Origin of the sequence: Modestobacter versicolor, from assembly GCF_041028285.1 — a bacterium.
GTDB lineage: Bacteria > Actinomycetota > Actinomycetes > Mycobacteriales > Geodermatophilaceae > Modestobacter > Modestobacter versicolor_A.
This window is the reverse complement of sequence record NZ_JABGDB010000008.1, coordinates 46,273-58,910: the sequence shown is the minus strand read 5'-3', so window position 1 is coordinate 58,910 and position 12,638 is coordinate 46,273. Positions and strand designations below refer to the sequence as shown.

General features: G+C 76.5%; 10 protein-coding genes. 5 read left to right on the top strand and 5 right to left on the bottom strand.

Going from position 1 to position 12,638, the window contains the following annotated elements:
• Window positions 1–17: 17 nt before the first annotated feature.
• Window positions 18–593 (bottom strand): bifunctional adenosylcobinamide kinase/adenosylcobinamide-phosphate guanylyltransferase, encoded by a 576-nt coding sequence (cobU, locus tag HL054_RS19785; RefSeq protein ID WP_369140802.1) that lies wholly within the window; start codon window positions 591–593, stop codon window positions 18–20.
• Window positions 594–755: 162 nt separating this feature from the next.
• Window positions 756–1,322 (bottom strand): histidine phosphatase family protein, encoded by a 567-nt coding sequence (locus HL054_RS19780; protein ID WP_369140801.1) that lies wholly within the window; start codon window positions 1,320–1,322, stop codon window positions 756–758.
• A gap of 91 nt (window positions 1,323–1,413) precedes the next feature.
• Between HL054_RS19780 and HL054_RS19775 the strand changes: the two genes are divergently transcribed.
• From HL054_RS19775 to HL054_RS19755, 5 genes are all read left to right on the top strand, one after another.
• Entirely contained in the window at window positions 1,414–2,070 is a 657-nt protein-coding gene (locus tag HL054_RS19775) for a hypothetical protein (RefSeq protein ID WP_369140800.1), read from the top strand.
• A 192-nt stretch (window positions 2,071–2,262) separates the two neighbouring features.
• Entirely contained in the window at window positions 2,263–3,633 is a 1,371-nt protein-coding gene (locus tag HL054_RS19770; protein ID WP_369140799.1) for an O-antigen ligase family protein, read from the top strand.
• A 33-nt stretch (window positions 3,634–3,666) separates the two neighbouring features.
• Window positions 3,667–5,817: a glycosyltransferase gene (locus HL054_RS19765; RefSeq protein ID WP_369140798.1), complete on the top strand. Its 2,151-nt coding sequence runs from the start codon at window positions 3,667–3,669 to the stop codon at window positions 5,815–5,817.
• Window positions 5,814–6,962, top strand: a complete 1,149-nt coding sequence (locus tag HL054_RS19760; protein ID WP_369140797.1) for a glycosyltransferase — start codon at window positions 5,814–5,816, stop codon at window positions 6,960–6,962. The genes HL054_RS19765 and HL054_RS19760 overlap by 4 nt, the downstream gene beginning before the upstream one ends.
• Before the next feature lie 34 nt (window positions 6,963–6,996).
• Entirely contained in the window at window positions 6,997–8,187 is a 1,191-nt protein-coding gene (locus HL054_RS19755; protein ID WP_369140796.1) for a glycosyltransferase family 4 protein, read from the top strand.
• A 60-nt stretch (window positions 8,188–8,247) separates the two neighbouring features.
• On the opposite strand, the gene HL054_RS19750 is transcribed toward HL054_RS19755, so the two are convergent.
• The 3 genes from HL054_RS19750 to HL054_RS19740 are packed head-to-tail and all read right to left on the bottom strand — an operon-like array spanning window position 8,248 to window position 12,403.
• Window positions 8,248–9,480: a glycosyltransferase family 4 protein gene (locus HL054_RS19750; protein WP_369140795.1), complete on the bottom strand. Its 1,233-nt coding sequence runs from the start codon at window positions 9,478–9,480 to the stop codon at window positions 8,248–8,250.
• Window positions 9,477–10,796 (bottom strand): hypothetical protein, encoded by a 1,320-nt coding sequence (locus HL054_RS19745; RefSeq protein ID WP_369140794.1) that lies wholly within the window; start codon window positions 10,794–10,796, stop codon window positions 9,477–9,479. The genes HL054_RS19750 and HL054_RS19745 overlap by 4 nt, the downstream gene beginning before the upstream one ends.
• The gene (locus HL054_RS19740; RefSeq protein ID WP_369140793.1) at window positions 10,793–12,403 is read right to left on the bottom strand and encodes a GMC oxidoreductase; all 1,611 of its coding nucleotides are present in this window, start codon (window positions 12,401–12,403) and stop codon (window positions 10,793–10,795) included. The genes HL054_RS19745 and HL054_RS19740 overlap by 4 nt, the downstream gene beginning before the upstream one ends.
• Window positions 12,404–12,638: the final 235 nt, after the last annotated feature.

Below are 12,638 nucleotides of genomic sequence, written 5' to 3'. Positions count from 1 at the left end.
CGGGTGCGGCGGCCCGGTCAACGGAGCCGCTGCGGGAGCCCGGCCACGACGAACCACACCTCGTCCGCGGTCGCGGCCAGCCGCTGGTTCACCGTGCCGAGGGTGTCCCGGAACAGCCGGCCGGCCCGCGTCTCGGGCACCACGCCCAGCCCGACCTCGTCGCTCACCGCGACCACGTGGGCCGGCGTCATCACCCAGTTGTTGACCAGGGCGTCGCAGCGCAGCGCGAGCCGCTCCCGCGCCGCCTCGGCCCGCCGCCGGTCGACCGCGTGCGCGCCGCCCCCGCCTCCCTCGCCGGGGTCCGCGGTGTCCCAGACGCCGGTCTCGTCCATCAGTGCGGCGACCCAGGTGGTGACGCTGTCGACCAGCACCGCCCCGCCCCGGACCAGCTCCGAGGGCATCGTCGTCTCCAGCGTCGTCCAGCCGACCGGTCGGCGGGCCCGGTGCAGCGCGACCCGGCTGGCCCACTCGTCGTCGCCGTCCGCCACCGTGCTGGTGGCCAGGTACGTGACGTCGGCCCAGCCCTCCAACAGCTGCTCGGCGTAGGCCGACTTCCCGGACCGCGACCCGCCGAGCACCAGCACCCTGCTCATGACTCGGCTCCGGCTTCGTTCCGCTCCTCGGTCGCTGGCGCTCCCTGCGATGCTCGCTCAGCCGTCGTCCTCGCGGCGCTCATGACTCGGCTCCGGCTTCGTTCCGCTCCTCGGTCGCTGGCGTTCCCTGCGATGCACGCTCAGCCGTCGTCCTCATGGCGCTCACGACGCCAGCTCTACTCGCGTCACCGTGCCGTTGTGCGGGGTGACCGCGGGCATCGCCTCCGGGCCCAGCCCGGCGGCGACCGCCTGGACGGCCCGGATGGTGTCCCCGTGGGTCACCACCGCGACCACCGCGGCCGGCGGCGCCGCCCGCAGCTCCTCGACGAGCGCGGCGACCCGGTCGTGCAGCTGGGCCAGGCTCTCCCCGCCCTCCGCCGACCAGTGCGGGTCGGTCCAGTCGACGACGTCCCACAGCTCGCGGGAGGGGCGGCCCTCGAGCACGCCGTACCCCTGCTCGCGCAACGCCGGGGTGGTCCGCAGGGGCAGCCCGGTCGCCGCCGCGCAGTGCTCGGCGGTCTGCACGGCGCGGCGCAGGTCGCTGGACAGCAGGGCACCGGGGCCGGCGCCGTCCCGGGTGAGCGAGGCCAGCTCGGCCGCTGCCTGCGCGGCCTGCTGGTGGCCCAGCTGGGTGAGCGGCACGTGCGGGGTCTGGCCCTGCATGAGGCCGGCGGCGTTCCACTCGCTCTGGCCGTGCCGGACGAGGAGCAGGGTGAGCGGGCCGGCCATGATGGGCGAGCCTAGGGGCAGCTCCCGGACGCCGGGCACGCCGGACCGGGCGGGTGCCGGGGCTGGCCGGGCGGCTCGTACCGTCGCAGCCGTGACGATCCCGCTCCGCCCCGGCGCCGGCCGCGCCCCCGGGCCCGCCGCCCGGCCGACCGGCCCCGACCCGCTCGCACCCCTGCTCGAGCTGCCCGGGGTCGCCGCGGCGGCCGAGGACGCCCGCGCGGCCGTCGACCGGCTGCTGGGCCACAAGGTGCTGCGCCGCGAGTCCGCCGGGGTGAGCGCGGAGTCGGCGCTCCGCGGCGCCCGTGCGTCGGCGACCCTCGAGGGCGTGGACGTGCCGCTGGCGGAGCTGCGCGCGGGTGGGGTGACCGACCCGGTGGTCCAGGGCTCGCTGCGGGTCTCCGTCGGGCTGGGCGCGATGGTCGAGACCTGGGAGCGGGCGCCGGGGCAGGTGCTGGCCCGGCTGCACGTGCTGGCCGCCACCGACCTCGCCGACCCCGCCGACCTCGGCCGGCCCACCGGGCAGGCCGGACCCCGGCTGAGCGGGCTGTTCTCCGTCATCACCGGCGCCAGCAGCGCGAGGAGGAGCGCCAGGAGCAGGCGCGGCCGCAACCGGCGGAGGTGCTCGAGGACGTCCACCGCGACGGGGTGCCCCTCGACGGTGGACCGCGCGGCGACACTGTCTCGTACGGGTGCCGTCACGGACCCACCCCTCCTCCTGGCGGCAGCGACCGCGCGGACGGCAGTCTAGGCACCGGCGTGCCCGTGGGGCGGCAAGGTGCCGTCTCCCGCGCGGCCGTCACCGTCCGCAGCGGAGGAGGTGACACACCCCCCAAGGTGTACCCACGGCTAGGCGGAGCGGCTCCCATGGCCGATGCTGGTGCTTCCGCGACCGGTCTGTCGACGACCGGCGTGGGAGGTCGACCATCACGGGGGAGGCGCGGTGCGGTTCGCTGGTGCGGGTCCGTCGTCCTCCGGGTGGTCACGCCTCGGGGCCGTCGCCGCCGCCGTGACCGTGGTGCCGGCCGTGGTCCGCCGCCCGCAGAACGGACTCCTCGCCCTGGCGGCGCTCACGCCCTTCGACGGCCTGCTCCAGCTGGTACCGCGCGGTGGTCTGCTGGCCGGGTGGAAGGAGGCGCTCCTCCTGCTCACCCTCGCCGTCGCGGTCGTGCGCGGGCGTCGGGACGCCTCCTCGCTCCAGGGGCGCCACCTGCCCTGGTGGCCGGCCCTGGTGGCGCTGGTGGTGGCGGGCAGCGTCTCGGCCCTGGTGACCGCCGGCCTCCTGGGCGTCCTGGCCATCAAGATCACCTTCTTCTGGACGCTGGCCCTGGCCGTGCTCTGGTGCGCTCCCCTCACGGCCAGCGACCGCGACCGGCTGGTGTCGGTGCTCATGGGCGTCGGGGTGGTCACCGCCCTCGTCGGGCTGGCGCAGCAGGCGGTGGGGGCCCAGTTCCTCGTCGACCTCGGCTACCGCTACAACGAGGAGGTGCGCTTCGCGGGTGGCTACCTGCGCTCCTTCTCCACCTTCGTCCAGCCGTTCCCCTTCGCGCTGTACCTCGTGCTGTGCCTGCTGGTCGGGGGAGCGGTGGCGCTCGCCGAACCGCGCCGCACCCGCAACGCGCTGTTCCTGCTGGCGACGCCGCTGCTGGTCGTCGGCATGGCCACGTCGATCGTCCGTGCCGGGGCGCTCGCCCTCGTGGTGGGCGTGGTCTGGCTGGTCGTCCTGCGGGACTGGCGGTGGCTCTGGGCCGTGGCGGCCGCCGGGGTCTCCGGCGTGGTCGCGCTCGTGTTCCTGTCCTCCGAGGGTGCCGTCGGCGCGGCGCTGTCCCCGACCAGCCTGCTGCAGCGGACGAGCAGCTGGTCCCAGGCGCTGACCGACATCGCGGGTGCGCCGTTCGGCCACGGGCTGGGCACCTCGGGATCGGCGGCCCAGCGCATCGCCACGGCCGCCGGGGACATCGCGCCGACGGACCAGCCGGACAACTACTACGTGAAGGTGCTCCTGGAGCTGGGCCCGCTCGGGCTGTGGCTGTTCGTGCTCCTCCTGGTCAGCGCGCTCTGGTGGACCGCGCGCCTGTCCCGGTCCCTCACCGGCCGGGACGCCGCACTAGCCCTTGGGGTGAGTGCGTCGGTCGCATCCGTGGTGGCGTCGTCGGTCGTCGCCACATACTTCGAGATCTTCCCGTTGGACTACTACTTCTGGGTGCTGTTGGGAGGCGTGGCATGTGCGGCAGCTCAGGCAGACCGCGGCGGGACGAGCGGCGAGCCGTCCCCGGCCGCGTCCCTGGTCACGGCACCCTCGTCCCCGGCGTGACGGGGGACGACGACACATGACGGCAGCGGACTCGTGACGACCCGTGACCGCTCGCGCGGGCAGTTCGTCAACGGCAAGTGGCTGGCCCAGGCCGCGTCCGGCACCCAGCGCTACGCCACCCAGGTGATGCTCGCGGTGCGCCGTTCGGCGACCGCCGGCCGGCCGACCCTGGTCGTGCCCGCGGACGCCGTCCTGCCGGACTGGACCGACGACTTCCCGGTGCTGCGCTCGCGCCTGCGCGGGATGCTCTTCGAGCAGCTGGCGCTGCCGTGGCTCACCCGCGCCGGCCACCTGTACTCGCTGGCCGGCCCGGCTCCGCTGGTCAAGCGGGACCAGACGGTGGTGATGCACGACGCGACCCCGTTCCGCCACCCCGAGACGTTCCGCCGGGCGTTCGTGCTCTGGTACCAGCTCCTGTACCGGGTGCTGGCTCGGCGGGCGTCGCGGGTCCTCACCGTCTCGGAGTTCAGCCGGTCCGAGCTGTCCGCCGTCCTCGGCGTCCCCACGACCCGGTTCGGGCTCGCTCCCTGCGGCGCCGACCACGTCGCCGAGGACAGCGGGCCCCCGCCGGACTGGCTGCCGTTCGAGCCGGGCAGCTTCGCGCTCCTGGTCGGCAACCAGGCGCCGCACAAGAACGTCGCGCCGGCGCTGGCGGCGCTCACCGAGGCCGGCGTCCGCGTCGCGGTCGTGGGCGGGCAGCAGCGCCAGGTCTTCCGCAGCGCTGCGGTCGAGGCGGGGGAGGGCGTCGCGCTGCTGGGCCGGGTCGACGACGACGCCCTCGAACAGCTCTACGCCGCGGCGGGCGTCCTCGTCGCCCCGTCACGCTACGAGGGCTTCGGCATCCCCGTGGTCGAGGCCGGGCGACTCGGCTGCCCCAGCGTCGTCGCCACGGGCTCGGCGCTGACCGAGGTGGCCGGGGCGGGTGCGCGGTCCTTCGACCCCGACGACATGACCGGGTGCGCCGACCTGGTCTCGAAGCTGCTGCACGACCCGGTGGCCCGCGACGAGCTCGCCGGGTTCGCCCGGGAGAACGCGCGGCGCTTCACCTGGGCGGCCACGGCCGAGGCGCTGTTCGCCGAGCCAGGGCGGGGCGCGGTGCCGCTGCCGGAGGACGAGCGACGGATCCGCGTCCTGCACGTCACCGAGGCCTTCGCCGCGGGCACGGGGATGGCGATGGTCGGCTTCGCGCGGAGCACCCGGGAGTCGGTGGAGTCCCACCTCCTCGTGCAGGACCGGGGGTCCGGCCTCCTGGACGAGCTGGGGGCCGACTCGCCGTTCGTGACCGCGCAGCTGCTGCCGGCCGGGGCGAGGTCCCTGGTCCGGGGGCTCCGCCGGGCGCTGGCGGAGATCCGTCCCGACGTCGTCCACGTGCACTCGTCCATCGCCGGGGGTGTGGTGCGGCTCTGGCTCGCCCGGGCGTCCGTGCCGGTGGTCTACAGCCCGCACTGCTTCGCCTTCGAGCGGCGGGACATCCCGGTGGCCAAGCGATGGGCCTTCCACACCGCGGAGAAGCGCCTCGCCCGGCTCACCGACGGGTTCGCCTGCGTGAGCCCGTACGAGGCCGACCTCGCCCGGTCGCTGGGCGGCAGCGCCCGGGTGGAGCACCTGGTGAACGCCTTCGAGCCGGTCGCGAAGGTCCCGGGACCACCCGCGCCGTCCGCCGACGGACCGCTGCGGATCGTCTCGGTCGGCCGGGTCGTCCCGCAGAAGGCACCGGACGTCTTCGCCCGGGTCATCGAGGAACTGCGCGCCCGGGGGGTCGCGGTGGACGCGACCTGGGTGGGCGGCGGGGAGGACGAGGCGGGGTGGGCCGCGTTGCGCCGGGCCGGGGTCGAGGTCACGGGGTGGTTGCCGTCCCGGTCGGTCCTCCCGGTGCTGGCCTCCCAGTCGGTCTACCTGCACACCGCGTCCTGGGAGGCCGGGCCGATCGCCGTGTTCGAGGCGATGCGGGCCCAGCTGGTCGTCGTGGTCCGGCGCACGCCGGCCTACCGCGACATGCTCCCGGAGGAGTTCATGGTCGACGACGTCGACGGTGCCGTGGAGATGATCCTGCAACTCGGCCACCCGGAGGCGCGGGCAGCGCGGCTCCGCGACCAGCACGAGGCGCTCCGTGCGCTGGCCGACCGCGGTCCGCAGGCCGTGCTGCCACGCTTCTACCGCGACGTGCGGCAGCAGGAGCGGTGACGTCCCCGGACGGGTCGGGCACGGGCACCGTCCTGCAGATCTCCTCCATGGTGCCGCCGTCGGCCAACGGTGGTGCCGAACGCGTGGTCGCCTGGCTGCGGACCGCCCTCGAGGACGACGGCTGGCGGGTGCACGACGCGGGTCTCCGTCCCCGGGGACCGGCGGAGGTGCCGTCGGCCGTGCCGATCCGGAACCTCTACTGGCCCTGGGACGGCACCCGTCGCGACCCCGTCCGCCGACTGGCCTGGCACGCCGTCGACAGCCTGGTGCTGGCGGCCCGGCGCCAGGTCGAGGAGCTCGTCGACGCCACCTCCCCGGACGTGGTCGTCACCCACAACCTCCGCGGGTGGGGCTACGCCCCGTGGGTGGTGGCCGGCGAGCGCGGCATCCCCCTGGTCCACGTGGTCCACGACTACGGGCTGATCTGCAACTCCTCGGCCCTCTGGCGGGGTGGCAACTGCACCGGGCTGCACCGGGACTGCGCCGTGCGGCGGGACACGGTCGACCGGCGCTGGCCCGGCGGCACCGTGGTCGGCGTCTCGCACGCGGTCCTCGCCGAGCACGACGCGGCGGGGCTGGCCTTCTCCCGCGCCGCGGTGGTCGCCCCGCCCCTGGCCGACTGGGCCGGGCCGGCCGTCGCACGCGCACCGAGAGACCCGGGCGTGCCGGTGACGGTCGGGTACCTGGGCCGGTTGAGCGACATCAAGGGGGTCGAGCTGCTCCTCGCCGCCGCGCGGCCGCCCGGCTCCCGGCTGCTGCTGGCCGGCGAGGGCGAGGCGGCCTACGTCGACGGGCTGCGGGCCGCCGGGGGGCCGGACGTCGAGTGGCTGGGCTGGGTGGACACCGAGTCGTTCCTGGACCGGATCGACGTCCTCGCGGTCCCGTCGCTGTGGCGAGAACCCCTGGGTCTGGTCGTCGTCGAGGCGGCGCGGGCCGGCGTGCCGGTGCTGCTCGCCGACCGTCCCGGGCTGGTCGAGGCGGCCCGGTCGGCGGGCGCGCTGCACACGACCTTCCGCACCGGGGACGTCGGGTCGCTGAGCGCGGCCCTGCACCGCCCGATCGCGGAGTACGTCCGGGAGACCGGTGACGAGGCAGGGCCGGACCTGGTCGAGCTGATCCGGCAGGCCGCCGGACGACGGTCCTGACGGCTGCGGCCGGCCTACCGCTACGGTTCCGCGCGTGCGGCTCCTCTTCGTCCTCGCCCGGGTGAACCTGCCGGCCACCAGCGGGGACACGGTCCGGCACGTGGCGCTGCTGCGCGCCGCCCGCCGGGTGGCCGACCGGCTGGACGTCGTCACGCTGCCGCACGGCGACCTCGACCCCGCCGCGCCGGCCGGTGCCGCCGGCGACCTGGTCGACGACCTGGTGGTCGTCGGCGAGCCGATGGAGCGCTACCTGCGGGCACCCGCGGAGCGGGCGCGCAGCGTGCTGGGGCGGCCGTACCACGACGCGGTCGGCCGGTCCGGCCCGCTGCGCCGGGCGGTCGCCGCCCGGCTGGCCGCGCACGAGTACGACGCCGTGGTCGCCGGGCAGCTCTACGTCGTCAGCGCGGTGCCGGCGCAGTGGCGGTCGCGCACCGTCTTCGACACCCACAACGTCGAGACCGAGCGGACGGCGTCCTTCCTCGCCCTCCGCGGCGGGCCCTTCCGGCTGGCCGCGCCGTCGGTGGTCGCCGGGGTGCGGCGGCTCGAGCGGGGTGCGGTGCGCAGCAGCGCGGTCACGATCGCCTGCTCCGACCACGACGCCGCCCAGCTCCGCGCGATGGCGCCGGGCGCCGACGTCCGGGTGGTGCCCAACGGCGCCGACCTCCCCGCCACGCCGAAGGAGCAGCGCCCCGACGGCCGGACGGCGCTGCTGCTGGCGAGCCTGTCCTCCAGCGCCAACGTCGACAGCCTGGTGCACCTGGTCGACGACGTGCTGCCGAACCTGCCGCCGGACGTCGTCGTGCAGGTCGCCGGCAGCGGCGCCGGGCGGGACGCGGAGGCGGTGCTGGCCCGCGCCGGCGGGCGGGTGACCTTCCTCGGTGAGGTGCCCGACGCCCGGGAGGCGATGCGGCAGGCCGACGTCCTGCTGGTGCCGCTGCGGGTGGGCAGCGGCACCCGGGTCAAGGTGCTGGAGGCCTTCGCGCTCGGGCTGCCGGTGGTCGCCACGCCCAAGGCGGTGGAGGGCCTGCCGGTGCGGGCCGGCACGCACGCGGCGGTCGCCGCCGACCCGCGGGCCTTCGCCGGCCACGTGGTGCGGTTGCTCGACTCGGTGCAGGCCCGGCGGGAGATGGCCGACGCGGCCCGCGAGCTGGTCGGCCGGACCGCCAGCTGGGACGCCGTCACCCCGGCGTTCGTCGCGTCGCTCCAGGACGCCGCGGGCCGCTGACGCCGCCGGCCGCTGACGCCGCCGGCCGCTGACGCCGCCGATCGCTGACGCCGCCGATCGCTAGCGGCGTGCGGCGTCGGTGACCAGCTCGTCCAGGCACTGCAGCACGTGGTCCCGGCCGAAGTTGGCCGCCACGTGCCGCCGGGCGTTCTCCCCGTACCGCTGCCGGGCGGCCGGGTCGTCCTGCAACTCGCGGATCGCAGCAGCCAGCGCCTCCGGTGACTCCGGCTCGACCACCGGCCCCGCCTGCGCCTCGGTGACGAAGCGGGCGCCCTGGCTGCTCGGGTTCCCGGCCAGCACGATCGGCTTCCCGGCGGCGCCGTAGGTGAGCAGCTTGGACGGCACGACCATGTCGACGACCTGCTTCTTCTGGTGCAGGACGAAGACGTCGGCGGCGTCGGCCATCGGGGCGAGGTCCTCGACCGGCTGCACCGGCAGCAGCCGCAGGTTGGGCAGGTCGAGCTCGGCGGCCAGCGCGGCCACCGTCGCGTGGTCCGAGCCGCCGCCGACCAGCACCACGTGCGCGTCGGGCCGGTCCACCAGGAGGGCGGCCGCGCGCACGGCGGTGGACATGTCCTGCTTGAAGCCGAAGTTCCCGATGTACATGACCAGGAAGGCGTCGGCCGGGATGCCGTGCCGCGCCCGCCACTCCCGGCCGCCGTCGCCGCCGGGCGGGAAGCGGTCCAGGTCGGTCCAGTTGGGCAGGTAGGCGAGCTTGTCCTCCGTCACCCCGCGCCGCCGCAGCGCGTCGAGGATGCCGTGCCCGATCGCCGAGACGACGGTCGCCCGGCGGTAGACGGCGTCGGCGAGGCGCTGGGTCAGCGCCACGATCCGGCGGTCGGTCATCATCCCGATCTCGGTGGCGCTCTCCGGCAGCAGGTCCTGCAGGTGGAACAGGAAGGGACGGCGCCAGAGCGCGCCGAGCACCGCCGCGCTGGCGCCCAGCTGCAGCGGGGAGCAGGTGGCGACGATGACGTCGGGCCGCGGGGTGCGCAGCGCGGCGAGCACCGAGGTGACCGCGAAGGTGGAGTCGAACAGGACCCGGCGCAGCATCGTCGGCCGGGCGGGGACGTACTGCCACACCCGCAGCACCCGGACGCCGTCGTGGTCCTCCTCGGCGTAGAGCCGTCCGCGGTAGGGCTCCTGCACCGACCACTGCGGGTAGCTGGGGAACCCGACGACCGCGGTCACCTCGTGCCCCTGCGCCTGCAGGTACTGGCACATCTGGGTGTTGAACGGCGCGAGCGCCATGATCTCGGGCTCGTACTGCACGCCCAGGAAGAGGACCCTCATGCGCCGCCCCGTCGTCCGGCCGCGTGCCGGGGGCCCCGCGGCACGACCGGGGCTCCGGCGTCCGCGGCGACCAGCTGCCGGCCGGAGTGCGCGACGAGGGCCGGCCACCAGAGGAACAGCACCGAGGTGGCCGCCGCGGTGAGCCCCCACGCCGCACCCGGCGCGCCGCCCAGGTGGCTGCCGACGAGGGCGCCGGCCAGCAGCAGCGGCGCGAGCACGACCGAGATGCGCGCGGCGACGTCGGCCCGCCCCACGGCCTGGAGCACGCAGAGCGGACCGATGTAGAGCGCGGTGGCCGCCGCCCACGCCGACATGGGGAACACCATCTCCGACGTCCCGGCCCACGCGTCGCCGAGCAGCAGCTCGCCGGCGCCGGTGGGCAGGGCGGTCAGCGCGAGGCCGTAGGCGAGGTTCGCGACGGCGAGGGGGAGGGCCACGGCCAGGGCGGTGCCGATCCGCTGCCGGCGGGTCAGCCAGGGCCGGCGGACCACCTCCGGGATGACGAAGGCGCAGGCGGCCATCTGCAGCACGGCGAGCGGGCCGAGCAGGGTCTGCGCGCCCCGCAGCCCGCCGGTGGCGCCGACGCCGACGACCGCGCCGACCAGCAGCACCGAGCCCTGCGCGGCCCCCTGGGCGGCGGCCTGCTCGACCAGCACGTCGCGGGCGACCCGTCGGCTGTGCCACGACCACGACATCCCGTGCCGGGTGTCGGGCAGCCAGCCCTCCCGCAGCACGGCGACCACCGCTCCGGCGGCGGCGCCGCCCACCCACACCAGCAGGTAGGCGGTGGGGGACTCGATCCCCGCCGAGCGCATCACCGGCAGCGCGGTGGCGATGACCAGCAGCCAGGTGGCGTCGTTCAGCACCGCGCGCCACGGCCGGCCGTCGCGGAAGCAGACGTAGCGCAGGGTGTCCTGCAGGACCAGCACCGGCAGGCCGAACCCGGCGACCAGCAGGACCGCCCGGCCGGTGCCCGACACCGGCAGCAGCAGCCCCGCGAGGACGACGGCCGCCCCGACGGCGGCGCCCCAGCCCAGCGCTGCCCCGGCGGCGCGGCGGCCGGCCACGCGGCCGTCGGTGCCGGCCAGGTCCGCGCCGACCAGCAGCAGCAGGACCCCGGTCAGCGGGCGGGTCAGGTTGGAGGTGAGCAGCGCGACGGTCATGCCCACCGCGAACCAGCCGAAGTCGCCCGCGCTCAGCGCACCGGCGACGAGGAAGACCGCCGCCGCGTTCGAGAGGCTGGACAGCCCCTGGTCGAACGCGGTGCCCACGGCACGGCCGGCGATCTGCCGGCGGCCGGAGGTCGCAGCGCTCACGGGGTCGCCGCGGGGTCGGTGGCCGAGGAGCGCGCGGCGTCGGCCCCGGCCAGGTGGGTGGCCAGCCGCAGCGCCAGCGCCACGACGGTCAGCGTGGGGTTGGCGTAGCCCGACGACGGGAAGACCGACCCGCCGACGACGTGCAGGCCGGCCACGCCGTGGACGGCGAGGTCGGGGTCGACGACACCGTCCTCGGGACGCCGGGACATCCGGGTGGTGCCCGCGTGGTGGTAGTAGTCGGCCGCCGCTCCGGCGAAGGCGCGGCGGTCGTCCAGCCACGGCACCAGCCGCACCTGGGCCAGGCCGGCCCCGGTGAGCGCGCCGGTCAGCGCGTGCGCCGCGGTCACCGCGGCCCGGTGCTCCTCGGCGCCCACCTGCCAGTCGACCTCGAGCATCGGCAGGCCCAGCGCGTCCCGTCGCCCGGACAGACGCAGCCGGCTCGGCCCGGTCGGGGGCTGCTCGGTCTGCACCCGCAGCACCAGCCGGCTGTCGGCGTCCGGCGGGGCGGCCAGGCCGCGCCGGCGGTGCTGCGCCTCCCGGACGATCGCCCCCGCGCCGGTCGCCAGGCGGAGCAGCTCCGGGCCGAACGACTCGGGCACCCGGCCCTGGCGCAGGGCCTCGGCGATCCGCTTCGCCGCCCCGACGGGGGACCGTGGGCCGTGCACCACCTGCAGGTCGGCCACCGCGTCGAGCAGGCCGCCGCGCTGCTGGGCGTCGGCGGACAGCGTCAGCTTCGGCCGGACCAGGTGGTCGCCGTGCGTGCTGGCCTGGAAGAAGGAGGTGAGCCGCGGGTCGGGGCCGGTGACCTCGCCCAGCTCCCAGACCGGGTGGTCCTGCAGGCCGGCGCCGAGGTGCCCGGAGCCACCGCCCAGGCCCGCCGGACCGTCCGGGCCCGAGCCGCTGGCCAGCAGCAGCCGGGCGTTCTCCAGCGTCCCGCCGGCGAGCACGGTCGCGCCGGCCGGCACCGACCACTCGGCACCGGCGCCGTCCCGGGCCCGCACACCCGCGGCCCGGCCGGCGCGGACGAGCACCTCCACCGCGGTCGCCCCGACCACCACGTGCAGACCGGGGTCGGCGGCGACGTCCTTGCGCGCGACGTGGCCCAGCCGGGGGTGCGGGCTGTGGTGCAGCACGCGGACGTCGAGGTCGCCCCTGCCCAGGGCCTCACCGACGGTGACCGCGTCGTGCCCGGCCGCCCGGTCGAGGTCGGCGAGGCCGAAGGTGGCGTCGGCGACGCCCAGCACGTCGGCGGCCCGGGCCTGCCAGGTGCGCAGGTCGGCGAGCTCCAGCGGCCAGTCGCCGTCGGGCACCCAGCTGCGGCCGGTGACGTCGGCGTCCTCGAGGGGCAGGCACTGCCCGGACCAGCGCTCGCCGGTGCCACCGAAGCCGCGGGCCCGGCCGGTCATCGCGCCCAGGAAGGGCAGCCCGGTGGCGACGACCTCGTTCAGCGGTGACCGCGCGGCGCGGCGCCCGCCGCTCTCCAGCAGCACGACGGTGGCGCCCAGTCGGCGCAGCTCCAGGGCGCAGCTCAGGCCGGCCGGACCGCTGCCGACGACCAGCACGTCGGCTGGCGGGAGGGTGCGGAGGTGCTCGACGTCGGTGAACACCGTCCTCCTCCAGGGCCTGGTCGGCAGCGCACGGGACGCACCCGCGGGAGGGGATGCTACCGAGCGGGCCGCCTCCTGAGGCACCCTCCGACGGCGTGGTGGTCACGCGCAGGGGGTGCAGCGGGGGGAGGCTGCCACGCGTTCGTGAGCCGCGTCGACCCCCGGACGGGGGTGGTCCGCGGACATCACCCGATCGGGTTGTGCACCGGGTGAAATGAGTCGCTCCGGTGCAGCA